This window comes from Aureimonas flava, assembly GCF_003583935.1.
GTDB classification, from domain to species: Bacteria; Pseudomonadota; Alphaproteobacteria; order Rhizobiales; family Rhizobiaceae; genus Aureimonas; species Aureimonas flava.
Window position 1 is genome coordinate 237,706 of record NZ_QYRN01000005.1, and the last position, 23,936, is coordinate 261,641.

27 protein-coding genes are annotated in these 23,936 nt (G+C 71.0%); 16 read left to right on the forward strand and 11 right to left on the reverse strand.

Annotated elements, in window-relative coordinates; genetic code table 11:
* Window positions 1-13 precede the first annotated feature (13 nt).
* Entirely contained in the window at window positions 14-1,759 is a 1,746-nt protein-coding gene (locus tag D3218_RS10935) for a peptidoglycan L,D-endopeptidase MepK (RefSeq protein WP_119540112.1), read from the forward strand.
* A gap of 359 nt (window positions 1,760-2,118) precedes the next feature.
* Entirely contained in the window at window positions 2,119-2,544 is a 426-nt protein-coding gene (locus D3218_RS10940) for a Ros/MucR family transcriptional regulator (RefSeq protein ID WP_119540113.1), read from the forward strand.
* 500 nt (window positions 2,545-3,044) lie between these two features.
* On the opposite strand, the gene D3218_RS10945 is transcribed toward D3218_RS10940, so the two are convergent.
* Window positions 3,045-3,938, reverse strand: coding sequence for a LysR family transcriptional regulator (locus tag D3218_RS10945; protein ID WP_119540114.1), 894 nt, complete (start codon window positions 3,936-3,938; stop codon window positions 3,045-3,047).
* A gap of 209 nt (window positions 3,939-4,147) precedes the next feature.
* On the opposite strand from D3218_RS10945, the gene D3218_RS10950 reads away from it, so the two are divergent.
* From D3218_RS10950 to D3218_RS10960, 3 genes are all read left to right on the forward strand, one after another.
* Window positions 4,148-4,546, forward strand: coding sequence for a (R)-mandelonitrile lyase (locus D3218_RS10950; RefSeq protein WP_119540115.1), 399 nt, complete (start codon window positions 4,148-4,150; stop codon window positions 4,544-4,546).
* A 52-nt stretch (window positions 4,547-4,598) separates the two neighbouring features.
* On the forward strand, window positions 4,599-5,063 hold the full coding sequence (locus D3218_RS10955; RefSeq protein ID WP_119540116.1) for a (R)-mandelonitrile lyase: 465 nt from the start codon (window positions 4,599-4,601) through the stop codon (window positions 5,061-5,063).
* A gap of 62 nt (window positions 5,064-5,125) precedes the next feature.
* Window positions 5,126-6,190, forward strand: a complete 1,065-nt coding sequence (locus D3218_RS10960; RefSeq protein WP_119540117.1) for an NAD(P)-dependent alcohol dehydrogenase — start codon at window positions 5,126-5,128, stop codon at window positions 6,188-6,190.
* A gap of 102 nt (window positions 6,191-6,292) precedes the next feature.
* Here D3218_RS10960 and D3218_RS10965 read toward each other — a convergent pair whose 3' ends face one another.
* Window positions 6,293-6,556, reverse strand: a complete 264-nt coding sequence (locus tag D3218_RS10965; RefSeq protein ID WP_119540118.1) for a DUF2312 domain-containing protein — start codon at window positions 6,554-6,556, stop codon at window positions 6,293-6,295.
* 251 nt (window positions 6,557-6,807) lie between these two features.
* The gene (locus D3218_RS10970; protein WP_119540119.1) at window positions 6,808-7,107 is read right to left on the reverse strand and encodes a DUF1244 domain-containing protein; all 300 of its coding nucleotides are present in this window, start codon (window positions 7,105-7,107) and stop codon (window positions 6,808-6,810) included.
* Between the two features lie 183 nt (window positions 7,108-7,290).
* On the opposite strand from D3218_RS10970, the gene D3218_RS10975 reads away from it, so the two are divergent.
* Together D3218_RS10975 and pyk are read left to right on the forward strand one after the other, a co-directional pair.
* Window positions 7,291-7,761 (forward strand): DUF1036 domain-containing protein, encoded by a 471-nt coding sequence (locus D3218_RS10975; protein ID WP_119540120.1) that lies wholly within the window; start codon window positions 7,291-7,293, stop codon window positions 7,759-7,761.
* Entirely contained in the window at window positions 7,758-9,194 is a 1,437-nt protein-coding gene (gene pyk / locus D3218_RS10980; protein ID WP_119540121.1) for a pyruvate kinase, read from the forward strand. Before D3218_RS10975 ends, pyk begins: the two co-directional genes overlap by 4 nt.
* Window positions 9,195-9,228: 34 nt before the next feature.
* On the opposite strand, the gene D3218_RS10985 is transcribed toward pyk, so the two are convergent.
* From D3218_RS10985 to D3218_RS11005, 5 genes are all read right to left on the reverse strand, one after another.
* Window positions 9,229-9,879: a tetratricopeptide repeat protein gene (locus D3218_RS10985; RefSeq protein WP_119540122.1), complete on the reverse strand. Its 651-nt coding sequence runs from the start codon at window positions 9,877-9,879 to the stop codon at window positions 9,229-9,231.
* A 71-nt stretch (window positions 9,880-9,950) separates the two neighbouring features.
* Window positions 9,951-10,076, reverse strand: coding sequence for a type B 50S ribosomal protein L36 (ykgO, locus tag D3218_RS10990; protein ID WP_019998227.1), 126 nt, complete (start codon window positions 10,074-10,076; stop codon window positions 9,951-9,953).
* Between the two features lie 154 nt (window positions 10,077-10,230).
* Window positions 10,231-11,313, reverse strand: coding sequence for a 5-(carboxyamino)imidazole ribonucleotide synthase (locus tag D3218_RS10995; protein ID WP_119540123.1), 1,083 nt, complete (start codon window positions 11,311-11,313; stop codon window positions 10,231-10,233).
* Between the two features lie 25 nt (window positions 11,314-11,338).
* Window positions 11,339-11,842 (reverse strand): 5-(carboxyamino)imidazole ribonucleotide mutase, encoded by a 504-nt coding sequence (gene purE, locus D3218_RS11000; RefSeq protein WP_119540124.1) that lies wholly within the window; start codon window positions 11,840-11,842, stop codon window positions 11,339-11,341.
* Window positions 11,839-12,042: a YdcH family protein gene (locus tag D3218_RS11005; protein ID WP_119540283.1), complete on the reverse strand. Its 204-nt coding sequence runs from the start codon at window positions 12,040-12,042 to the stop codon at window positions 11,839-11,841. The genes purE and D3218_RS11005 overlap by 4 nt, the downstream gene beginning before the upstream one ends.
* Before the next feature lie 283 nt (window positions 12,043-12,325).
* Here D3218_RS11005 and D3218_RS11010 point away from each other — a divergent pair, with 283 nt between their 5' ends.
* The 6 genes from D3218_RS11010 (at window position 12,326) to D3218_RS11035 (ending at window position 17,500) form a co-directional block, all read left to right on the forward strand.
* A complete protein-coding gene (locus tag D3218_RS11010) occupies window positions 12,326-12,499 on the forward strand; it encodes a YdcH family protein (RefSeq protein WP_119540125.1) in 174 nt (57 codons plus the stop codon).
* 141 nt (window positions 12,500-12,640) lie between these two features.
* Window positions 12,641-13,300: a thiamine phosphate synthase gene (locus tag D3218_RS11015; protein ID WP_119540126.1), complete on the forward strand. Its 660-nt coding sequence runs from the start codon at window positions 12,641-12,643 to the stop codon at window positions 13,298-13,300.
* Window positions 13,297-14,307, forward strand: coding sequence for a tetratricopeptide repeat protein (locus tag D3218_RS11020; protein WP_119540127.1), 1,011 nt, complete (start codon window positions 13,297-13,299; stop codon window positions 14,305-14,307). Before D3218_RS11015 ends, D3218_RS11020 begins: the two co-directional genes overlap by 4 nt.
* Before the next feature lie 146 nt (window positions 14,308-14,453).
* A complete protein-coding gene (locus D3218_RS11025; RefSeq protein ID WP_119540128.1) occupies window positions 14,454-15,302 on the forward strand; it encodes an inositol monophosphatase family protein in 849 nt (282 codons plus the stop codon).
* 115 nt (window positions 15,303-15,417) lie between these two features.
* Window positions 15,418-16,461: a flagellar motor protein MotA gene (locus D3218_RS11030; RefSeq protein ID WP_119540129.1), complete on the forward strand. Its 1,044-nt coding sequence runs from the start codon at window positions 15,418-15,420 to the stop codon at window positions 16,459-16,461.
* 4 nt (window positions 16,462-16,465) lie between these two features.
* Window positions 16,466-17,500: a peptidoglycan -binding protein gene (locus tag D3218_RS11035; protein WP_119540130.1), complete on the forward strand. Its 1,035-nt coding sequence runs from the start codon at window positions 16,466-16,468 to the stop codon at window positions 17,498-17,500.
* Between the two features lie 18 nt (window positions 17,501-17,518).
* Here D3218_RS11035 and D3218_RS11040 read toward each other — a convergent pair whose 3' ends face one another.
* Window positions 17,519-18,742, reverse strand: a complete 1,224-nt coding sequence (locus D3218_RS11040; RefSeq protein ID WP_119540131.1) for an aminotransferase-like domain-containing protein — start codon at window positions 18,740-18,742, stop codon at window positions 17,519-17,521.
* A gap of 89 nt (window positions 18,743-18,831) precedes the next feature.
* Window positions 18,832-20,643 (reverse strand): ABC transporter transmembrane domain-containing protein, encoded by a 1,812-nt coding sequence (locus tag D3218_RS11045; RefSeq protein ID WP_280959968.1) that lies wholly within the window; start codon window positions 20,641-20,643, stop codon window positions 18,832-18,834.
* Window positions 20,644-20,837: 194 nt separating this feature from the next.
* Here D3218_RS11045 and rpmE point away from each other — a divergent pair, with 194 nt between their 5' ends.
* Window positions 20,838-21,059 carry a 50S ribosomal protein L31 gene (gene rpmE / locus D3218_RS11050; RefSeq protein WP_119540132.1) on the forward strand — a complete coding sequence of 74 codons (222 nt, stop codon included), beginning with the start codon at window positions 20,838-20,840 and terminating at the stop codon, window positions 21,057-21,059.
* A 130-nt stretch (window positions 21,060-21,189) separates the two neighbouring features.
* Here rpmE and rcdA read toward each other — a convergent pair whose 3' ends face one another.
* A complete protein-coding gene (rcdA, locus tag D3218_RS11055; protein ID WP_119540133.1) occupies window positions 21,190-21,711 on the reverse strand; it encodes a protease adaptor protein RcdA in 522 nt (173 codons plus the stop codon).
* A 352-nt stretch (window positions 21,712-22,063) separates the two neighbouring features.
* Here rcdA and D3218_RS11060 point away from each other — a divergent pair, with 352 nt between their 5' ends.
* Both D3218_RS11060 and D3218_RS11065 read left to right on the forward strand, forming a co-directional pair.
* The gene (locus tag D3218_RS11060) at window positions 22,064-23,071 is read left to right on the forward strand and encodes an NAD(P)H-quinone oxidoreductase (RefSeq protein WP_119540134.1); all 1,008 of its coding nucleotides are present in this window, start codon (window positions 22,064-22,066) and stop codon (window positions 23,069-23,071) included.
* Between the two features lie 129 nt (window positions 23,072-23,200).
* The gene (locus D3218_RS11065; protein WP_119540135.1) at window positions 23,201-23,902 is read left to right on the forward strand and encodes a DUF1013 domain-containing protein; all 702 of its coding nucleotides are present in this window, start codon (window positions 23,201-23,203) and stop codon (window positions 23,900-23,902) included.
* The last annotated feature ends 34 nt before the right edge of the window (window positions 23,903-23,936 follow it).

The window sequence follows — 23,936 nt, forward strand, 5'->3', positions numbered from 1 at the left end:
GGGGAAGTACCGTATGTTCGGATGGACCGAATGCGTCTCGCGACGCGCCTTCAAACGTGCGGCGGTCGTCCTGATGGGGCTGTTGGCCGCGACGGCGGCGCAAGCCGAGACGCGGACCCTGAAGCTCTACCACGTCCATCTCAAGGAAAAGACCGAGATCACCTACAAGCGTGACGGCAAGTTCCTGCCCGACGGCCTGAAGAAGGCCAACTGGGCGCTGCGCGACTGGCGCGAGAACAAGCCGACCACGATGGACCCCAAGCTGCTCGACCTCCTCTACGAGGCGCACAAGCAGTCGGGCTCGCGCGGCTACATCCACGTGATCGGCGGCTACCGCTCGCCCGGCACCAACAAGATGCTGCGCTCGCGCTCGTCGGGCGTGGCGGGCTCCAGCCTGCACATGTCGGGCAAGGCGGTCGACTTCTTCCTGCCCGACGTGCCTCTCAAGAAGGTGCGCGACATCGGCCTGCGCATGCAGCTCGGCGGCGTCGGATACTACCCGCGCTCGGGCTCGCCCTTCGTCCATTTCGACACCGGAAAGGGCCGCTACTGGCCGCGCATGAGCCGCAAGGAGCTGGCGTCCGTCTTCCCGAAGGGCAACACGATCCATGTGCCCGCCGACGGCAAGCCGCTGCCGGGCTACGAGACGGCGCTCGCCTCCTACAACAAGCGCAAGGGTGCGAACGACGTGCAGATCGCCTCCGCGTCGCGCTCGGGCGGCGGTCGCTCGCTGCTGGCGGCGATCTTCGGCGGCGGCGCGGACGAGGCGGAGGACGAGGCGGAGGCCACGGCGGCGCCCGTGGGCCGGACCCCGGCGCCGCGCCCGCAGGCCGCGCCCGAGCCCGCCGTGCAGGTGGCGGCGGTCCGGCCGGCCCGCGCCCTGCCGCCGGCCACGCTCCCCAACGGCGTTCCCATGCCCGAGCGCGACGCGTTCGACGGCTCCAGCCCGGTCCGTGCCGCGCCGCCCGCCGGCATCCCCGCCGAGACCGCGGTGGCCGCGCTGGTGCCGGCCCGCGTGCCGCTGCCGACCAGCGCGCCCGTGCGGCCCGACGCCGTGGATCCAGCGCAGACCCTGGTCGCCGCCCTGGAGGCGGAGGCCGCGCCGGTCGAGGCCGCTCCGGGCGCGCCCGCGCAGCTCGCCTACGCCGTGCCCACCCCGCGCGCCCGCCCGCCCTTCGAGGCCGTGCTGCGCGGCGAGCAGGCGGCCCTCCCGACGCCGCGCATGATCGGCGCCGAGCCCGATCTCACGCCCGAATCTATCATCGCCGCCGCGATGGCGGAAAGCGCGGCTGCGGCGGCTGGCACCGACGGCGCGAACCATCCGGCCGCCGTGCCCTCGCATCGGCCGGCAGCGGTGGCGGCGCTCGCGGCGACGCCCGTGCCGGCATCGTCCGGGCCGATCCGCCTCGCCTCGCTCGATACCGCCGCTTCCGGGACGGGCGGCGCGGTGCGCCGGACAGTATCCGCCAAGGGGGGGCGCGTGGTCGGCGACGAGGCGGCGATCGCGGCCGCCCGCCGCGCCGCCCAGCCGTCCCGCCGGATGATCGCCGAGCGCGTCGAGGTTGCATCGCTGATCTCGAACCCGGAGCGGCGGGCCCTGGAGCAGGACCTGCAGCGCCCCGTCGCCCACGGCCTGATCGGCAACCTGCCCGACGCGGTGTTCGCCCACGGCTTCTCGCGCAAGGACGGGGCGCCCGCGGCCTCCTCGCGCTTCGAGGGCAAGGCCGTGCACTTCATGCCGGTGCGCAAGATCAACTGAGCCGACGGATCCCGCCGGTTCTCGCCGAAGCAAGCGTCCACGCCGCCGCGCGGATGGTTGCTTCGGCCGATCGGCGGTCCGGGGCGAAGGTCGCGAAGTCATCCGCCCGTCGCGGCGTGTTCGTGCACCGGTTGCGGGAAGTTGATTTCGTACCGATGCCGTCCGCAAGGTGCCGGTTAACTGTGCGTTTCGAAAACCGCGCTTGACAAAGACCCGAGCGTTTCTCAGATACCGTATCAATCAACGTATGCGAACAGTTGCATCGACGGGCCTTGAAGACGATTCGCGTTTTCCTGCGCAATTGCCCCGTGCCCTTCACTTCGGCAACTGTTCCGCCTGATGATCGGATCGGATAAGAGATGGACGAGTCGAACCTGTCGGACGACAACGCCGGGCTGATGGAACTCACGGCCGAGGTCGTGGCGGCCTATGTGAGCAACCATTCGCTGCCGGTCTCCGATCTGCCCGCCCTGATCGCCGACGTCCACGGCGCCCTGGGAATGGCCGGCGCGCAGCCCGAGCCGCCGCCGGCCGAGAAGCCCAAGCCGGCCGTGTCGGTCAGGAAGTCCGTCACCGACGATTACATCGTCTGTCTGGAAGACGGAAAGAAGTTCAAGTCGCTCAAGCGCCACCTGATGACGCATTACAACCTGTCGCCCGAGGAATACCGCGAGAAGTGGGAGCTTCCGGCGGACTATCCGATGGTGGCGCCGAGCTACGCAGCGGCGCGCTCGCGCCTCGCCAAGCAGATGGGCCTCGGCCACAAGCGTCGGCGCGGCCGCTGATCGACCGCATCTGACTTTCGACTTGGTGACGCCTCCGGCTCCCCCGCCGGGGGCGTCGTCGCGTTCGGACCTTGCGGGCGTCGATGGCCCCGGCTCACGGAACCGTTCGGCGTTGCCGGGCTGCGCCTGCCGGGGGGGGGCCTTCGCTTCCGGTCGTTCGATCAGGCTCGAGGACGGTCGGCACGAAGCCGCCCACCGCGGCGACCGCCGTGCCGGCGCGGGAGCGCCACTCGCCCGCCGCCGTCGTGCCGATGCGGAGGCCGTTTCGCTGGTCCCGGCCTGCTGCGTGCAGGACCCGCTTCCCGGCGAGGTCTCGCGATGGCCGGGCGTTGCCCCCGCGCGCAGCCTCGCGACGATGCCCGTGTCGATCGTGTCCGGCCGGTCGGCGCGGATCGCGGCCGGAGCGCACCCCGCGCGGCGGCTGGCGGGAGGTCTTCTCGGCGGTGCACGTGGCGCGGGAAGTGTTCGTGGCGCCTGGCGGCCGGGGCGGGGCGCCTCGGTCAGCCGCGATGACGCAGCGCGTCCAGCACCACCTGGAACGCGGCGGAGGGCTGGCGGCGGTTCGGATAGTAGAGATGGTAGCCCGACCAGGGCGGGCACCAGTCGGCCAGCACCCGCACGAGGCGCCCGCTGTCGAGGTCGGGCCGCGCCAGGCCGAGGGGCATGTAGCCGAGCCCGTAGCCGTCCAGGCTCGCCGCCAGGACCTGGCGGATACCGTTGAAGGTCGCCTGGCCCGCCACCCGGACGCGCATCTCGCGATCGCCCTTCTCGAAGTCCCACACGTAGTTGCCGCCATGCGTCGGCAGCCAGAGGTTGATGCAGCGATGCGCGGCGAGATCCTGGGGAACCAGCGGCGGGTCGCGGCCCTCGAAATAGGCCGGCGCGCCCACCACGGCGTAGGCCTCGTCGGGAGCGATCCGGATCGCGATCATGCCCTCGGCGACCGTCTCGCCGAGGCGCACGCCGGCGTCGAACCGGTCGGCCACGATGTCGGTCAGGCCGTAGTCGGACACCACCTGGACCTCGATCTCGGGATAGTCGCGCAGCACCCGCGACAGCTTCGGCCAGATCACCGTGTCGATGGCGTAGTCCACCGCCGTGATCCGAACCATGCCCGCCGGCCGGCTGCCGAGGCCGGCCACCGCCACCAGCTCCTCCTCGATCTCGCGGAAGCGCGGCTCGAGGCTGGCGATCAGACGCTCGCCGGCCGGAGTCGGGCTGACGCTGCGCGTGGTGCGCGTCAACAGGCGCACCCCGACGCGTTCCTCGAGCTGGCGGACGGTGTGGCTCAGCGCCGACTGCGACACGCCGAGCTGCGCCGCCGCGCGCGTGAAGCTGCGCTCGCGGGCCACGGCGAGGAACGCCATCAGGCTGTTGACGTTCTCGCGCAGCATTCATGATCTCCGGTCATCGGACCATGCGGGTTTCGTCGGTCTACGGCAATCGCGGCGCTCCGTCCGAGGGCGGCTCCGGGCGAGGCGGCGCGCATTCATGTGCACCGCTCATAGGTTCTAGCGAACGGGGCCCCCTAATCGAACGCCTCCGGAGGTGTAGATAGGCGTCGAAACCGCCGCGGGGCGGCCTCGATCGAGGAGCGACCACCATGGATATCACCAAGAACGGTGCCAACCCTTCCGGCAAGGGGCCCGCCGACTGGTTCACGGGCAGCGTGCGCGTCGATCCGCTGTTTGCCGCCAACGAGGCGCGGCGCGGCGCTGGTGCCCTGGTGACCTTCGAGCCGGGCGCCCGGACGGCGTGGCACACCCATCCGGTCGGCCAGACGCTGATCGTCACCGCCGGCATCGGGCTGGTGCAGCGCGAGGGCGGCCCGATCCAGGAGATCCGTCCCGGCGACGTCGTGTGGTTCGAGCCGGGCGAGCGGCACTGGCACGGCGCGGCGCGCGACAACGCGATGAGCCACATTGCCATCCAGGAACACGAGGACGGCAAGGTCGTGGACTGGATGGAGCATGTCACCGACGACGAGTACGCCGCGCGGTGAGCCCGGCGAAGCCCGCCGCGCGCGAGCCCATCCGAACGAGGAGGAGACACCGATGAAGACGCTTCCCGCCGCCCTCGTCGCCCTGGCGCTCGCCGGCGCTGCGGCGCAGGCCGAGACGAGCACGATCTCGCCGAACGGTTCGCGCGCCTCCGCCAAGGGTGCCGATGCGAACTTCACGGGCTCGGTGATCGTGGATCCCCTCTACGCCCCCAACGAGCACACCGCCAACGGTGGCGGGCTCGTGACCTTCGAGCCCGGCGCCCGTTCGGCCTGGCACACCCATCCCGCCGGCCAGGTGCTGATCGTCACCCGCGGTCTCGGCTGGGTGCAGGAGGAGGGCGGCCGCAAGCGCGAGATCGGTCCCGGCGACGTGGTGTGGACCCCGCCGGGCGTGAAGCACTGGCATGGCGCGACGGCCGAGACCGCCATGTCCCACATCGCCATCACCAACGTCCGCGACGGCGAGAACGTCGCGTGGATGGAGCAGGTGGACGACGCGCAATACGCGGCCGACTGATACGACCCCTTCGCGGGCGGCGTGCCGCTCGCGCCTTTCGATACGACACGAGGATTGTGCCCATGTTCATCTGCGAAGGCTTCGCCACCCCGGCCGCCGATCAGCCCCTTGCCCCCTTCCGGTTCGAGCGCCGCGATGTCGGCGAGCGGGACGTCAAGATCGACATCCTGTTCTGCGGCGTCTGCCATTCGGACCTCCACCAGGCCCGCAACGACTGGCGGAACACCACCTATCCCTGCCTGCCGGGCCACGAGATCGTCGGCCGCGTGTCGGCGGTGGGCGCCGGCGTGACGAAGTTCAAGGTCGGGGACCTTGCCGGCGTCGGCTGCATGGTCGCCTCCTGCCAGGCCTGCGCGGCCTGCGCCGACGGCCTGGAGAACTATTGCCAGAACGGCTTTGTCGCGACCTACAACGGCGTCGAGCCGCAGACGGGCCGCACCACCTTCGGCGGCTATTCCGAGGCGGTCGTGGTGGACGAGGGCTTTACGCTTCGCATCCCCGAGAACCTCGAGCTCGCCGCCGTCGCGCCGCTCCTGTGCGCGGGCATCACCACCTATTCGCCGCTGCGCCACTGGGACGTCGGCCCCGGCCAGAAGGTCGGCATCGTGGGGCTCGGCGGCCTCGGGCACATGGGCGTCAAGCTCGCCCATGCGATGGGCGCCCACGTCGTGCTGTTCACGACCTCGCCCGGCAAGGCGGACGACGCCCGGCGGCTGGGCGCGGACGAGGTGATCGTCTCCACCGATCCCGCCCAGATGGGCGCGCACGGCGAGAGCTTCGATTTCATCCTCGACTGCGTGGCGGCCGAGCACGACGTCAACGCCTATCTCAATCTTCTCAAGCGCGACGGGACGATGTGCCAGGTCGGCGCGCCGGAACGGCCGCTGTCCGTGGCGGCCTTCTCGGTGATCTGGCGCCGGCGCAACTTCGCCGGATCGCTGATCGGCGGCATCGCGGAAACGCAGGAGATGCTCGACTTCTGCGCCGAGCACGGCATCGTCTCCGACATCGAGATGATCGACATCCACGACATCGAAGCCGCCTATGCGCGCATGCTGAAGAGCGACGTGAAGTATCGGTTCGTGATCGACATGGCGACGCTGAAGGACACCAGGCCAACCGCCTGATCCCCAGACGGCGCGGGACGGGGCGGGAGCGGCCCCGGCCCGTCGCGATCGAGCCCGCCCCGTCCGGACCCTCACGGGAAGCCGACCGGGGCGGGCGACCGCTCAGTTCATGCCGAGCGCCTGAAGGTAGAGGTCGAGGATCGCCTCCTGCTCGGCCCGCTCGTTTCGGTCCTGCTTGCGCAGCGACACGACCTTGCGCAGCACCTTGGTGTCGTAGCCGCGCGACTTGGCCTCGCCGTAGACGTCCTTCACGTCGTCGGCGATCTGCTTCTTCTCCTCCTCGAGGCGCTCGATGCGCTCCACGAAGGAGCGCAGCTCGTCGGCCGCGACGTTGGTTTCGGCAGCATTCTCGATCGTCTGGGACATGGGTCTAGCCTGATGAAGCGGCGGGCCGGGAAGCGTCCGCCTGATGGATGTGTCGGCGCGGGGGTCGGATCCGCGGGGCGGCCTCAGGCGCCCCGGTGCCCGGCACGGCGCCCTGCCTGGGGATCGACGGCGGGCAGGACGGCGCTGGGCATGGGACGGACCTCGTATCGGGCGACGGAGCGAAGCCGCCCGCGCGGGCGTCGGCTTCCCCTTCGATGACGCCGAATGGTTACCCGAGGGTTACCTCCACCTCAATCGTGCGCGCGCGCGCCGGAGAAGGCGGCCTGCGCGTCTGCGCTCGCCTCGCGCTGGTGCAGCGCGCGCCATTCGTCGTAGGGCATGCCGTAGACGATCTCGCGCGCCGCCTCCTTGGTGAGCGGCGCCCCGGCTTCGGCCGAGGCCTCGGCATACCAGGTCGACAGGCAGTTGCGGCAGAAGCCGGCAAGGTTCATCAGGTCTATGTTCTGGACGTCTGGGCGCGCGCGCAGATGGTCGCGCAACCGCCGGAAGGCGGCGGCCTCGAGCTCGGTCGTCGTTGGGGCACGGTCCATGGTCGGCTCCTGGTCTTGGCGTCGCCGTTCGATATCGCCCCGCCGCCGCCGGCCCGCAAGCCGGCCCCGCCGCGCGATCGCATCGATTTAATAAAAAGTGGCGCCGTTGGGCCGCCCCGCCTTTGACAGTTTTCCTGACTATGCGAGAAGGGCCCGCCGCCGTCCTTATCCAAAGGGTCGCCCATGCTGTCCTGCCCGATCCTGGGTCTGCAATCCCCGATCGCCGCCGCCGCTCTCGCCCTGGCCCTCTCCGCCTTCGCCGCCCCGTTCCTGAGCACCGACGCGCACGCGGACTTCCGCGTCTGCAACGGGACGCAGGCGCTGGTGGGCGTCGCGGTCGGGCAGCGAACGGCGGAAGGCTGGGTCAGCGAGGGCTGGTGGCGCATCCCGGCGACGACGTGTCGCTCCGTCATCGAGGGCGAGCTGCAGTCGCGCTACTATTACATCTACGCCGAGGACGCCGAGGGCCTCGGGCGCTGGGCGGGCGACATCGACATGTGCATCGCCGAAAACGAGTTCAAGATCGTCGGAGTCAAGGACTGCTTCGCCCGCGGGTTCCAGAAGATGGGCTTTCGGGAGTACGACACCGGCGGACAGGGCAGCTGGATGGTCCAGCTGACGGAAGCGGCACGCGAGGGGACCGACAAGCCATGAAACGCAATCGCCGCGTGAAGATTCTCGCAACGCTCGGGCCGGCCTCGTCCGACGAGGCGATGATCCGCAAGCTGCACGAAGCGGGCGCCGACGTCTTCCGCATCAACATGAGCCACACCGACCACGACACGATGCGAGAGCTCGTAGCGCGCATCCGCCGGGTCGAGGCGGCGGTGGACCGGCCGATCGGCATCCTCGCCGATCTCCAGGGTCCCAAGCTGCGCGTCGGCAAGTTCGCCGAAGGCAAGGTGGACCTCCAGCCCGGCGACATCATCACCCTGGACGACAATCCGGAGCCGGGCGACCGCAACCGCGTCTACCTGCCCCATCCCGAGATCCTCCAGACCGTCCAGCCGGGCCACCGCCTGCTGATCGACGACGGCAAGCTTCAACTCCGCGCGCTGAAATCGACCGGCACCGCGATCCGCTGCGAGGTCGTCGCGGGCACGCGCATCTCCGACAAGAAGGGCGTCAGCCTGCCCGACACGCTGCTCACCAGCGGCGCGCTGACCGACAAGGACCGGCGCGATCTCGACGCGGTTCTGGAGGCCGAGGTCGACTGGCTGGCGCTGTCCTTCATCCAGCGGCCGGAGGATCTCGCCGAGGCGCGCAAGCTCTCGCGCGGGCGCGCCGGCCTCCTGTCCAAGATCGAGAAGCCGCAGGCCGTGGAGCGGCTCGACGAGATCATCGAACTGTCGGACGCGATCATGGTCGCGCGCGGCGACCTCGGCGTCGAGATGCCGCTGGAGCAGGTGCCCGGCATCCAGAAGCGCATCACGCGCGCGGCGCGGCGCGCCGGCAAGCCGGTGGTGGTCGCCACTCAGATGCTGGAATCGATGATCACCGCCCCGGTGCCGACGCGCGCCGAGGTGTCGGACGTGTCGATCGCCGTGTTCGAGGGCGCGGACGCGGTGATGCTGTCGGCCGAATCGGCGGCCGGCGCCTATCCGATCGAGGCCGTCCAGACCATGGACCGCATCGCCGTCGAGGTGGAGAAGGACCCGCTCTATCCCGGCATCATCTTCGCCCAGCGCCCCGCGGCCGAGGCGACGGGCGCCGACGCCGTGTCGCTGGCGGCGCGCCAGATCGCCGAGACGCTGCAGGTGGCGGCCATCGTCACCTACACCTCGACCGGCACGACCGGCCTGCGCACGGCGCGCGAGCGCCCGCAGATCCCGATCCTCGCCCTGTCGCCGATCGAGGCGACGGCGCGCCGGCTCAGCCTCGTCTGGGGCCTGCACTGCGTGGTCACGGAGGATGCGTTCGACATGGAGGACATGATCAACCGCGCCTGCCGCCTCGCCGTCCAGCAGGGCTACGCGCGCGTCGGCGAGCGGGTCACCGTGACGGCCGGCGTGCCGCTGCGCACGCCCGGCGCCACCAACATGATCCGCATCGCCTATATCGGCTCCGACGGCCTCTCGGCCGTCTGACCGACGGTCCGCCGCCCGGCGGACTCCCGATGCCTCAGGCCGGCTGGCCGGACAGTTTCTCGGCCAGCCGCGCCGCCGCGTCCTGCGCGGCCTTCATGGTCGGATACACGGCGAGCGCGCGCCCGTAGGCTTCCAGCGCCTCGCGATCCCGGCCCAGCTCCTCCAGCATCGCGCCCAGCCCCGCCAGCGCGCCGAAATGGCGCGGCTCGCGCCGCAGCGTCTCCTCGACGTCGGCCATGGAGCGCGCGTAGTGGTTCTGCGTGTAGTGCAGCGTGGCGCGCCGGTTGTAGGCTTCCGCGAAGTCGGGATCGAGAACGATCGCCTGGTCCACCAGGTCGAAAGCGGCGGCCGCGTCCTTGCGGGCGATGGCCTGCGTCGAGCGCAGCAACAGGAGATCCACCGTGGCGCTGCCGCTCTCCAGCCAGGCGGCCTGGATGCGGTTGGCGATCGCCGTCGCCTTCTCGGCGTCGGGCTCGCGCTTCAGTTCGGCGAACAGGCGGTCGAGTCGCGCCTGCGGCGTCTCGTCGGCGGCGGGTGCCTCAGGCGGCACCTCAGGCGGCGTCGCGACGCCGGGCGGCGGGGCGTCCTGCGCGCGGGACGGCGCGCCGCCCGTCGCCAGCACGAGCGTGGCGAGAAGGGCGGGGGCCGCGATACGGGCAGGGCGGAAACGAAGAAAGGCGCGCATGCGACGAGCTTAAGTCGTCGCGGCGCGCCTTCCAAACGATTTCGTCGGGCCGCGCGGTGCGGCCCGGTGCGTCAGCCCTGACGCGCCTTGTAGCGCGGGGCGAGCTTGTTGATGATGTAGATGCGGCCCTTGCGGCGAACCAGGCGGTTGGCGCGGTGGCGGCCCTTGAGGGACTTCAGCGAGTTCTTGATCTTCATGGCTTCGACCGTCGATTGCGAGGCGACGATCGGGCCCAGTCCCATTCCGCCGCATAATGAAAAACGCGCCGTTGGGGGGCGCGTCGACCTGGGGGTGGCAATAGCGGCAGGCGGGGTGCGATGTCAACCATGTGACCGCGCCTCGCCTGCCGTTTCAGATCCCTTTTCGCGGCGCGAGCCGCGTCGCGTGGCCCATCTTGCGGCCGGCCCGCGCCTCTCGCTTGCCGTAGAGGGTGACGAGCGTGCGCGGCTCGGCCAGAAGCGCCGCGGCCCGCTCCACCTCGGACCCGATCAGGTTCTCCATCACGCAGTCCGAATGGCGCTCGCCGGAGCCGAGCGGCAGGCCCGCCACCGCGCGCACGTGCTGCTCGAACTGCGACACCGTGCAGGCGGCCTCGGTCCAGTGGCCCGAATTGTGGACGCGGGGCGCGATCTCGTTGACCAGAAGCGCGCCGTCCGCCGCGACGAAGAACTCCACCCCGATCACGCCCACGTAGCGCAGCCGGTCGAGGATCGCGCGCGCCGTGGCGACCGCCGCCTCGGCGGACGCGTCCGCGACCTCGGCCGGCACGGTGGAGCGGCTGAGGATGCCCATGCGATGGACGTTCTCGGCCGGGTCGAAGGCCTGGAACCCGCCGTCCTGACCGCGCGCGGCGATCACCGAGATCTCGCGCACGAACGGCACCTTGCGCTCCAGGATGGCGGGCACCGAGCCCAGGCTCTCGAACACGTCGTCGTGCGGGCCGCCGGCCGCGATGGTCGCCTGGCCCTTGCCGTCGTAGCCGAGGCGGCGCGTCTTGAGGATGCAGTCGCCCCCGAGGTCGAGCAGCGCGTGGTCGAGCTCCTGCGGGTCGTCCACCGCGCGCCAGGGCGCGGTGGCGATGCCGATGCCGTTCAGGAAGGCCTTCTCCACGACGCGGTCCTGCGCCACCTCCAGCGCCTCGATGGGCGGATGGACGGGTGTGGCCGTGCCCAGCGCGCGAAGCGGCGCCACCGGCACGTTCTCGAACTCGTAGGTCACGACGTCGCTGCGTTCGGCCAGCGTGCGCAGCGCGGCGAGGTCGTCGTAGGCGCCGCGCACGAGTTCGTTGGCGACCTGCGCCGCCGGGCAGTCGGGATCGGGGTCGAGCACTAGCGTGCGGAAGCCGAGGCGCGCGGCGGCGGACGCCAGCATGCGGCCGAGCTGGCCGCCGCCGATGATGCCGATGGTGGAGCCGAAGGGGAGGGGGGCTGTCATGCGGACCGCCTGGATGCGGGGGAGATCAATGCGCGGGCGTCGCGTCGTCGACGGGGCGCTCGGCGACGGCTTCGCTCTGGCGCGCGCGCCAGGCGTCCAGCCGCGCGGCGAGCGGGGCGTCGCCGAGGGCGAGCACGCTGGCGGCCAGCAGCGCGGCGTTCACCGCGCCGGCCCGGCCGATGGCGAGCGTGCCGACCGGGATGCCGGCGGGCATCTGGACGATCGACAGGAGGCTGTCCTGGCCCGACAGCGCCCGGCTTTCCACCGGAACGCCGAAGACCGGCAGCGGCGTCATCGAGGCCGCCATGCCCGGCAGGTGCGCGGCGCCGCCCGCGCCCGCGATCACCACCTTGAAGCCCCGCTCGCGCGCGCCCTTGGCGAAGGCGACGAGGCGGTCGGGCGTGCGGTGGGCGGACACGATCAACGCCTCGTGCGCGATGCCGAGCGCGTCCAGCGTCTCGGTGGCGTGCCGCATGGTGGCCCAGTCGGACTGGCTGCCCATGATCACGGCGACCGCGGGCGCGCTCATGCGATGATGTCCGGCAGGACCTGGTCCTCGAGGTCCTGGAGGCGGTCCTTGATCAGGAGCTTCTTCTTCTTCATGCGCTGGATCTGCAGCCGGTCGCAGCCGGTGATCTCCATCGCCTCGATCGCCGCGTCGAAATCTGAATGTTCCTGGCGCAGCCTGGCGAGCTGCAGCCTGAGTTCGGCCTGTTCCTGATCCGCCACCCCGGTCCCCTCGAACGCGAAACCCCCGCGCCGCGGCGCCCGGTCGGCGGGCCGCGGCATCACAAAAAATCGACCCGGAACCGGCCCCGGCGGCAAGTCCTTCCAACCGCTCGGGAACGGGCGCTTCGACCCCGTCCTTTGGATATCAGGACGGCGGGAAATTAAAAACCCGGGTCTTGAACCCCATTCGACAGCTCAAACCTTATGTGACACCTTCATGGCGTCCACGACGGTCCGGTCGTCCGGACGTCGATGGAGGCGGAAAACCCAAAGGAGCTCAAGAATGTCCTTGGATGCCCATCTCGCGACCCTGGAGCAGCGCCATTCGGCCCTCAACGAGGAGATCGCATCGGCCCACACCAAGCCGGCCATGAGCGATGCGGAACTACAGGAACTGAAGCGGCGCAAGCTGGTCCTCAAGGACGAGATCGAGCGTCTGCGCCATTCGGCCCACTGACGATCCACGAGCATTCCCCGGCGCGGCCTTCCCAGGCCGCGCCCTCCGATCCGCGCGCGCCCTTGTAGTCTCGCCGCAATCGGTATCTACAGCAGCCCGCCGGCCCGACCGGCCCGTTCCGCCCGCTGCGCAGATGTTTCCATGATCGACGACGACCGTATCCGCCCCCGACTGGTCCTGGCGACGACCCTCCTGCCGGACGGCGAGGCCGGCGAGACCGCGCTTCGCGAGGCGCTGGACGCGGGCGACGTCGCCTCCGTGCTGATCGACCCCGCCGACCGCCAGCCGGGGCCCTTCCAGGACTTCGCCGAGCGCCTCGTGCCGGTGATCCAGGCGGCGGGCGCCGCCGCGATCGTGGCGGGCGACACGCGCTGCGCCGGCCGCGTGCGCGCCGACGGGTTCCACGATCCCTCCGGCAGCGTGCCGGCCCTGCGCGAGGCGGTCGGCCGGTTCGCGCCCCGCCTGATCGTCGGCGCCTCGGGCTTCACCACGCGGCACGACGCGCTGGAAGCCGGCGAGTGCATGCCGGACTACCTCTTCTTCGGAAAGCTCGGCGCCGACGCCGCGCCCGAGCCCCTGCGCCGCAATCTCGAACTGGCCGAATGGTGGGCCTCGATCGTCGAGATTCCGTGCATCGTGCAGGGGGGCTCGGATCTTGCGAGCCTGCCGGCCGCGGTCGCGACGCGGGCCGAGTTCATCGCCCTGTCCAGCGCCGTGTTCGCCGACCTCGCGCTCGCGGGCGAACGGGTCCGGGCCGCCGAGCGGCTGATCGATGCGGCGATGGAGGAGGCCGCGGCATGAGGCGACTGGCGCTTCTCCTGGCGCTCCTGTCCGCCACGCCCGCCGCGGCGCAGGATCCGCCGGCCCCCGCGGCGCCCGCCGCCGGCCTCGAGGTGCCCCCGCCGCCCTTGTCGTCCAACCTCCTGCCGACCCCGGTGGCCCGCGCGAACGACGACGGTGCCGCTCCGGGCGCGCCGTCCGCCAGCGCCCAGGCCTACGGCGCCTTCCAGCGCGGCTACTACCTTTCGGCCCTGCGCATCGCCGAGCCGCTCGCCAATCTCGGCGACCCGGCGGCGCAGACCCTGCTCGGCGAGATCTACGGCCGCGGGCTGGGCGTCCCGCGCGACGAGACCGAAGCGGCCCGCTGGTACGGGATCGCCGCCAAGGCCGGCGTGCCGGAGGCGCAGTTCCGCTACGCCATGCTGCTGATCGAAGGGCGCGCCGTGCCCCCCGACGACGCGACGGCACGCGACCTGATGAAGGCCGCCGCCGATGCCGGCAATCCGCTGGCCGCCTACAACTACGGCCAGATGCTGATCCGCGCCTCGCCCACCGGCGGCTTCACCGAGGCGGCCGCCTATTTCCGCAAGGCGGCCGAATCCGGCCTTCCCGACGCGCAATACGCCCTGTCGCAGCTCTACGCCTACGGCCGGGGCACGCAGAAGGCCGACGACGCGGAGGCGCGCCGCTGGCTCGCCGAAGCGGCCAAGGGCGGCAGTGACACCGCGCAGATCGAGCTCGGCATCTGGCTGATCAACGGCCGCGGCGGCCCCGCCGATCCCCTGGAGGGCTTCCGCTGGCTCAAGGGCGCGGCCGAGCGCGGCAACCCGATCGCGGTCAATCGCATGGCCCATCTCTACAAGGACGGCGTGGGAACCCCGCGCGACCGTGGGCAGGCCGCGATGTGGACCGTGCTCGCCCGGCGCGCCGCCAATTCGGACGCCACGCTGGACGGCTGGTTCCGCGACCTGCCCGACGCGGAGCAGAAGGCGGCGCTGGAGGCGGCCAACCGCTTCCGCGCCGGATGACGCACGGGGCTTGAACCCACCGTTCAAGTGTGGTTGTGAGGCGCCCGTTCTCCATTTCGTCCCGCGCCGCCCTCGGTTGCGGGCACAAGGCACGCGGCCCCGCGCCGCCGCCGGTTCTTTCGATCGCTATCAGGAAAGTTGAAGCCATGGCCCGTTCGGCGCTGATGAACGTGATGACGCAGGCCGCGATGAAGGCGGGCCGCTCGCTCACGCGCGACTTCGGCGAGGTGCAGAACCTCCAGGTGTCCATGAAGGGGCCGGCCGACTTCGTCAGCCACGCCGACCGCAAGGCCGAGGAGATCGTCTTCCAGGAACTGTCGCGCGCCCGGCCGGACTGGGGCTTCCTGATGGAGGAGCGCGGCGCCGTGGAGGGCCGCGACCCGCAGCACCGCTGGATCGTCGATCCGCTGGACGGCACCACCAACTTCCTGCACGGCATTCCGCAGTTCGCGATCTCGATCGGCCTGGAGCGCGACGGGCAGATCGTGGCCGGCGTGATCTTCAACCCGGCGAGCGACGAGCTCTACTCCGCCGAGCGGGGCGGCGGCGCCTTCCTGAACGACCGCCGCATCCGCGTCGCCGCGCGCTCCAAGCTGGCCGAATGCGTGGTGGCGACGGGCATTCCCCATCTCGGCCACGCAGACCACGCGCGCTACCTCTTCGAGGCGCGGCAGATGATGGGCGAGACGGCCGGCATCCGGGCCATGGGCTCGGCGGCGCTCAACCTCGCCTATCTGGCGGCCGGCCGCATCGACGGCTTCTGGGAGCATTCGCTCCAGCCCTGGGACGTGGCCGCCGGCTCGATCCTGGTGCGCGAGGCGGGCGGCTTCGTCACCCATTCGGACGGCTCGGCCTTCGAGTTCGCCGAGGGCGATCTCGCCTGCGGCAACGAGCTCGTGCACCGGGCGCTGGTGGCGGCGCTGAAGAAGGCGAGCACGGCCATGCGCGGCGGGGCGAAGCCCCGGACCGAGCCGGCCGAGCCGAGCGAGGGCTGAGGCGGCCTAACGTGTTGCGCGTGGCGCGCTTTCCGCGAAAAAGCGATTTGCAGCGCGCCGCGTCTCCGCTAGCTTCCCCGCCAGCCAGCGAGTTCGCCAAGCGGGTGCCGTACCGATGCAGGTTCTGAGTTCATCCCCCGACGGCCGCCCCATCCCGCATGGGGGCCCGGACCGGTTTTCCAGCCCCCTGGTCTTCCTGTGGGCCATGCTGGTTTTCCTGGCCCTGGCCGGCTTCGTGGCGATGATCCTCGGCCGGCAGGTGATCCAGGCCTTCTCCACCAATCCCGGCCTCAACGGGCTGATCCTCGGGGTCCTGGCGGTCGGCATCCTTCTGGCGCTGCTCCAGATTCTCCGTCTGGCGCGCGAGGCCCGCTGGCTCAACGCGCTGCGCGACAACGACCGCGAGCGCCGCGCCCGCGCACCCGTGCTGCTGGCGCCGATGGAGGCGATGGTCGGGCACGGCGCGATGCCGAGCAGCCTGCCGGCGTCGTCGGTGCGCGCGATCCTGGACTCGGTCGGCGGGCGCCTCGACGAATCGCGCGACGTGTCGCGCTATCTGGTCGGCCTCCTCGTGTTCCTGGGCCTTCTCGGCACGTTCTGGGGCCTTCTCACCACGATCGGCTCGATCTCCTCCACGATCCAGTCGCTGGATCCGGCCGCCGGCGATGCGGCGACGGTGCTCGATTCGGTGAAGTCCGGCCTGTCGGCCCCGCTCTCGGGCATGGGCACGGCGTTCTCGTCCTCGCTGTTCGGCCTGTCGGGATCGCTCGTCCTCGGCTTCCTCGACCTACAGGTCGGTCGGGCGCAGAACCGGTTCTACACCGAGCTGGAGGACTGGCTCGCCACGGTGGCGGTGGAGGGCGGTCTGCCGATGCCGGCGATCGTCGCGCCCGAAGGGGCGGCGGTGGGCTCCAGCGGCGAGGAGTTCCGCCTCCTGTCCGACCGCATCAACCGCCTGGTGCTGGAGCATTCGACCAGCCCGCGCACCAGCGCCGCCATGGCCAACCTCGCCGAGAGCATCCAGGGCCTCGTCCAGCACATGCGCGGCGAGCAGCAGACGCTTCGGGACTTCGTGGAGGCGCAGGCCAACGAGCAGCGCGAGATGCGGCGCGTCCTGGAGCGGCTGAACCGGTCGCTCTCCGAGATCGAGCGGAACTGAGGCCGTGGCGCTCGGGCGCGGTCGCCGGCTGCGGCGGGACATCGATTACTGGCCGGGCTTCGTGGACGCGCTGTCCACGCTGCTCCTGGCCATCATGTTCCTCCTGTCGGTCTTCGTGATCGCGCAGTTCCTGCTCAGTCGCGACCTGTCGGGGCGCGACACGGTGCTCGACCGGCTGAACTCGCAGATCGCCGAACTCAACCAACTCCTCGCGCTGGAGCGATCCAATTCCACCGACTTCCAGGACCAGATCGCCGCGCTCCAGGCCTCGCTGGCCGGCGCCGAGACCGAGCGCACCCGTCTCCAGGCGGCGCTGGACGGCGAACGGGCGGGGGCGGGCGGCGGTGGCGCCGCGCCCGCGGTCGGCGAGCTCCAGGCGCAGGTGGAATCGGAGCGGCAGGTCTCGGCCCAGGCGCGCACGCAGATCGACCTCCTGAACCAGCAGCTCTCCGCGCTGCGCCAGCAGATCGCGGCGCTGGAGGATGCGCTCGGCGCGTCCGAGAGCCGCGACCGCGAATCCCAGACGCAGATCGCCGATCTCGGGCGCCGGCTCAACGTGGCGCTCGCCCAGAGGGTGCAGGAGCTGGCGCGCTACCGCTCCGACTTCTTCGGCCGCCTGCGCGAGATCCTGGCCGACCGCGACAACATCCGCATCGTCGGCGACCGCTTCGTCTTCCAGTCGGAGGTGCTGTTTCCCTCGGGTGCGGACATCCTCCAGCCCGCCGGGCGCGACGAGATGGAGAAGCTCGCCGAGGCGATCATCCAGCTCAACCGCGAGATCCCGTCCGACATCAACTGGATCATCCGCGTCGACGGCCACACGGACAACGTGCCGATCAGCGGCGGCCGCTTCACCGACAACTGGCAGCTTTCCACCGCGCGCGCGGCGGCGGTGGTGCGCTTCCTGGTGCAGGCGGGCGTGCCGGCCAACCGCCTGGCGGCCACCGGCTTCGGCGAGTTCCAGCCGCTGGTGATGGGCGACACGCCGGAGGCGCGCGCCCGCAATCGGCGGATCGAGCTGAAGCTCACCGAACGATAGAGGGCCGAGGGGCCCTCGTCAGCGGCGCCCCATCTCGTCCCGGACGAGGCGCCCGAGGCGGGGGATGCCTTGCGTCACCGCGCGCTCGTCCGCCAGCGTGAACGACAGGCGCAGCGTGTTGCGGCCCGAGCCGTCGGCATGGAAGGCGCTGCCGGGCACGAAGGCGACGCGTTCCTCCGCGACGGCGCGGGCGAGCAGTGTCGCCGTGTCGATGCCCTCGGGAAGCGTGACCCAGACGAACATGCCGCCCTGGGGCCGGCTCCATTCGACGCCGGCCGGCATCGCCGCCTCCAGCGCCGCGAGGATCGCGTCGCGCCGCGCGCCGTAGACCTGCCGGACCTTCTCGACCTGGGCCGCGTAGCTGGTCTCGGCGACGCGGTGGATGGCCATCTGGTTGATGGAAGGGCTGTGGAGGTCGGCCGCCTGCTTCATCAGCACGAGCTTCTCCACGATGCGACGCGGCGCGCAGATCCAGCCCATGCGAAGGCCGGGTGCAAGGATCTTGGAGAACGAGCCGCAGTAGATCGTGCGGGCCGCGTCCAGGCCGCCGGAGCGGGCGCAGTCGAGCGCCGCGATCGGCGGCACGGGGTCGCCCTCGTAGCGCAGCGCCTGATAGGCGGCGTCCTCGATCACGGCGATGTCGAGCTCGGCGGCGAGGTCCAGCACCGCCTCGCGCTGTGCCAGGGTCAGCGTCTCGCCGGTGGGATTGGCGAAGTCGGGCACGAGATAGGCGAACTTGGCGCGCCCGCCGGCCTTGGCGGCGGCCTCGGCATAGGCGGCGGGCGTGGTGTTGCCGCCTTCGGGGGCCAGGCGGTCGTAGGTCGGCTCGTAGGCGTTGAAGGCCTGGAGCGCGCCGAGATAGGTCGGCCACGCGACCAGCGCCGTGTCGGCGGGCGACAGCATCAGCTTGCCGAGATAGTCGAGCCCCTGCTGCGAGCCGGAGGTGATGAAGACGTTGCCCTCGTCGCAGGGAACGCCGAGCGTTGCCATGTGCGCGGCGAGCCAGCGGCGCAGCGGCAGGTAGCCCTCGCTCACCTGGTACTGCAGGGCGGCGTCGGCCTGGGCGCCGCCGAGGACGTCGGCATAGGCCTGGCGGAAGGCCTCGTGCGGAAACAGCGCGGGGTCGGGGATGCCACCGGCGAAGGAGATGATGTCCGGTTGGTCGAGGAGCTTCAGGAGTTCCCGGATTTCCGATGCCTTCATGCGGCTGGAGCGGGTGGCGAACAGGTCGGTCAGGGTCATGGACATCCTCCTGCGCGTCCTTCACCACATGCGCGGAGAATATGTCAACAATGCTGACCTATTTTCTTTTCGGCGGGTGGCCCGGACGCCTATTCGGCAGCGCCCCGCAGGGCCGCCTCCGCTGCGCCGAACTGGAGCCGCGCAAGGCGCGCATAGGCACCGTCCGCCGCGATCAGGCTGGCATGGGTGCCTTCCTCGACGATCCGTCCGCCGTCCACCACCAGGATGCGGTCGGCCTTCAGGATGGTGGCGAGACGGTGGGCGATCACCAGCGTGGTGCGCCCGCGCATCAGCCCGTCCAGCGCGGTCTGGACCAGCCCCTCGCTCTCGGCGTCGAGCGCCGAGGTGGCCTCGTCCAGGAGCAGGATCGGCGCGTCGCGCAAGATGGCGCGGGCGATCGCCACGCGCTGGCGCTGGCCGCCCGACAGGGTGACGCCCCGCTCGCCGACCGTCGTGTCGAACCCGTCCGGCAGGTGGCGCACGAAGGGCGTGACCAGCGCCGCCTCGGCCGCCGCCTCGATCTGCGCGCGCGTGGCGTCCGGCCGCCCGAAGGCGATGTTGGAGGCGAGCGTGCCGGCGAAGATCGTGACGTCCTGCGGCACCAGCGCGATGCGCCGGCGCAGCGCATGGAGCGCGACGCGGCGGATGTCGACGCCGTCCACCAGGATGCGACCGGCGGCCGGGTCGTAGAAGCGCTCCAGAAGCGCGAACACGGTGGACTTGCCCGCGCCCGACGCGCCGACGAGCGCCACCGTCTCGCCCGGACGGACCTCGAACGAGAGGCCCCGCAGCGTCGCGCGCCCGGGGCTCGTCGGATAGTGGAACGCGACGTCCTCGAAGCGCACCGCGCCGGTGGGAACAGCCGGAAGCGATACCGGGGAGGCGGGATCGGCGATCTCCGACCGGTCCTCCAGGAGTTCGGACAGGCGCTCCGTCGCGCCGGCCGCCGCGGTCAACTCGCCCCAGACCTCGGAAAGCTGGCCGAGGCTGGAAGCGGCGAACACGGCGTAGAGCAGGAACTGCCCGAGCGTGCCGGGCGTCATCGTTCCGCCGATCACCTGTTGCGCGCCAACCCAGAGCACGGCGACGATCGAGGCCGTGACGAGGAAGATCGCGAAGGCCGTGAGCCCGGCGCGGGCGGAGACCGAGCGGCGCGCGGCCTCGAAGGCGTCCTCCACGGCGGCGTCGAAGCGCGCGCGCGCCTCGCCCTCGGCGGTGAAGGCCTGCACGGCACGCACCGAACCGATGGCCTCGCCGGCATAGGCGCCGGCGCCGGCCAGGACGTCCTGCGCGGCGCGCGAGCGAGCCCGCACGCTGCGCCCGAAGGCGACCAGCGGCAGGACGATCAGCGGGATCGCGCCCAGGACGATGGCGGACAGGCCGGGGCTCGTCACCACCATCATCGCGGCGGCGCCCACGAACAGGATCGAGTTGCGCAGCGCCAGCGAGGCCGTGGCGCCCACGGCGGACTTGATCTGCGTCGTGTCGACGGTGAGGCGCGAGACGATCTCGCCCGAGAGGTTGCGGTCGTAGAAGGCGGGGGAAAGGGTCAGGACATGGGCGAACACGTCCCGCCGCAGCGCCGCCACGACGCGCTCGCCGATGGTGATGACGAAGTAGTAGCGGCCGGCGCTCGCCAGCGCGAGCACCAGGGCGAGCACCGCCAGCATGCCGAAATAGGAGTTCACGAAGGCCGTATCGGCCGAGGCGAAGCCGTGGTCCACAACGCGCCGCACGGCGAGCGGCAGGGACAGCGTGGTCACGGACGCGAGCGCCAGGAAGAACAGTGCCGCCGCCACGTGGCCCTTGTGGCGGACCATGTAGGGCCACAGGCGGGCCAGCGGCTTCAACGTGCGGCGGGGCGCCCCGCCGCCGGCCTTTTCGGCGGTTCCGTTTCGCAAATCGGCTGCCCCTTGCGGCCGCCCGGCGGCCCTTGTGCGCTATCGGGGCCTGATGTATAGGCTCGCCCTTGAATTTGAAAGCGATCGCGCTCCTCATTCCGGTCCTTGGTCGAAATGTCCACCCGGCGCCCCTGCCGGCGGGCTGCTTCCATGGCCCTCAGTGGGTGCGAGCGCGAAAGCCTGGGAAACGAGCGATGAAGCAGAACATCCACCCCGACTACCACACGATCACCGTCGTGATGACCAACGGCACCGAGTACCAGACGCGTTCGACCTGGGGCGCCGAGGGCGACAAGCTGAATCTCGACATCGACCCGATCAGCCACCCGGCCTGGACCGGCGGCAACCAGCAGATGCTGGATCGCGGCGGCCGCGTTTCGCGCTTCAAGAAGCGCTACGAGGGCCTCGGCATCTGATCGCCGACTTAGCGAGCGATCGGAGAACCCGGCTCCGGCCGGGTTTTTTCGTTGCGCCGTCCCCGAACGGAAAAAGGGCGCGCGGGTGGAGGCCCGCGCGCCCTTCTTTCGTGTCCGACATGCGGTGCCTCTACACCGCGAAGGCGGTCCGCAGCAGGTGCATCTGCTCGCCCACCGGATTGGCGGAACCGTCGACCTGCGGGTCGCCGTAGATCTCGCGGTCGAGAAGCGCCACGCGGCGCTCCAGCATCACGGCGCGCTCCACGAGGTCGCGGAAGGCGAGGGGGAGTTCCTCGTAGAACGGCGAGTCCGCGCCGCCGCCGATGCCGTCCAGCCGGACCTTGACCTTCTCGGCCTCGACCTGCGCGCGGGACATGTCGCCCTGGTTGGCGGCCCGCTGGAGGAGGAGCCAAGAGGCGACCTGCATCAGGCGCGTGGTGAGGCGCATGGATTCGGCCGCGTAGAGCGTCGACGCCCCGCGCGAGATGGCGCGCGCGTCGCGCCGTCCGTCCCCGTCGAGATAGGCCGCGGTCTCGTCGACCAGGGTCATCCCCTCGTCGAAGATCGGTTGGAACGAGGACGAGAAGGCAAGCCGTTCCGCCAGCCTGACCGTTCGGGTGGGTTCGCCGTGATCGAGAACTGAATGTGTCATGCGCGGAAAACCGACCTTGAAGCGAATCGTTGCAGGGGCGTCCCGCCGGCTCGGCGCGCCGCCGCCCTGTCGCTCCTAGAATCTACGTCCCGGTCCCGATGCGCAAGCAGGCCCGGCCATTGTTGGTTAACGGCCGGAAAGCATGTCGAACCCCTGGCGCTGCGGCAAAAAGAGAGCCGCACGGGGCGGCTCTTGAGGTTCAACAGGGAGGTTCGACAACCGGCAAGGTCGCCATCCAAAGCAATCTGGACTGCCCCGACTATGCGCCGGAATGGTCAACGAGGGGTTAATCCGGGGAGGACATTTCGCCGGCTCGCGTTAAGTGGGAGCGACGTTGCAGGAGATGTGCCCGATGACCCAGCCCGAAGAGATGACGATCATGGCCCTGGACGGTCACGGCGGACCGGAGGTCCTCGTCGAGCGCACCGCCGCGGTGCCCCGGCCGGGTGCGGGCGAGGTGCTGATCGCGGTGCACGCGGCGGGCGTGAACCGGCCCGACGTCCTCCAGCGCATGGGCGCCTATCCGCCCCCGCCGGGCGCGCCGGACTGGCCGGGGCTGGAGGTCGCCGGCACGGTGGCGGCGGTGGGGCCTGGCGTGTCGCGCTGGCGCGAGGGCGACCGGGTGATGGCGCTGCTCGCCGGCGGCGGCTACGCCGAATACGCGTTCGCCGACCAGGGCTCGGTGCTGAGCGTGCCGGCGGGGCTCGGCATGGTGGAGGCGGCCGCGATCCCCGAAACCTTCCTCACCGTCTGGCAGAACGTCTTCCAGCGCGGCGGGCTGCGGGCGGGCGAGACCTTGCTGGTGCACGGAGGCACAAGCGGCATCGGCACGGTGGCGATCCAACTCGCCCACGCCTTTGGCGCCCATGTCGCGACCACCGTGGGCAGCGCGGACAAGGCGGAGGCGGCGCGCCGGCTCGGAGCGGAGCTCGCGGTGAACTATCGCACCGAGGACTTCGTGGCGGCGCTCGGGGGGTGGCGCGACGGGCGCGGCGTCGACCTGACGCTCGACATGATCGGCGGCGACTACCTGGCGCGCAACGTCGAGGTGGCGGCGGAGGACGGGCGCATCGTCCAGATCGCGCATCTGGGCGGGCGCCGGGCCGAGCTGGACCTCTTCGCGGTGATGCGCAAGCGCGTGGTGCTGACCGGCTCGACGCTGCGCGCGCGCGATGCGGCGTTCAAGGCGGCCCTGGCGGCCGAGCTGGAGGAGAGGGTCTGGCCGCTCGTCGCCGAGGGCCGCGTGAAACCGCTGATCGACGCGACCTTCGCGCTGACCGATGCGGCGCGCGCCCATGCGGCGATGGACGCCGACCACATCGGCAAGATCGTTCTGGTGACGCGCGCCGGCGCGCGGTGAGACGGGGCGGGGCACGCATCGTTCCTTGCGAACCGAGCCGCGCATGCCTATAGTCAGCGTCGATTTCCGGAATTCGTGGCATGACCACAGCCCGCCTGACCGGGGCGGGCCCACAGGAGACCTATATCCATGGCTCAGCAGCTTCTGATGCCCAAGGCCACGGCCGTCTGGCTCGTCGACAACACGTCCCTGTCCTTCGAACAGATCGCCGAGTTCTGCACGCTGCACCCGCTGGAGGTGAAGGCGATCGCGGACGGGGAGTCGGCGCAGGGCATCAAGGGCATGGATCCGATCATCACCGGCCAGCTCACGCGCGACGAGATCGTGCGCGCCGAGAAGGACGAGAAGCATCGCCTGAAGCTCGCTCCGCCCAAGGTCCGCGTGCCCGAGGCCAAGCGCAAGGGGCCGCGCTACACGCCAGTGTCCAAGCGTCAGGACCGCCCGAACGCGATCCTCTGGCTGGTGCGCAACCATCCCGAGCTCAAGGATCCGGCGATCTCGCGCCTCGTGGGCACGACCAAGCACACGATCGAGCAGATCCGCGAGCGCACCCACTGGAACTCGGCCAACCTCCAGCCGATGGACCCAGTGACGCTCGGCCTGTGCTCGCAGATCGACCTCGACCTCGAGGTCGAGAAGGCCTCGCGCGGCATGCCGCGCCCGGAGGAGGTGGCCGAGGAGGAGCGCCTGCTCTCGGCGGCCCAGACCCAGAACTACCGCGCCGCACCGCGCGAGGACGACGAGCTCGACGCCGCCGCCGTGTTCGCCAAGCTCACCTCCATGCGCCGCACCGAGCCGGAGGAGAACGAGGAGGAGGACGAGCTGCGCTGAGCGGCCGCCTCCACCGCGACCCCACGAGAAGGGC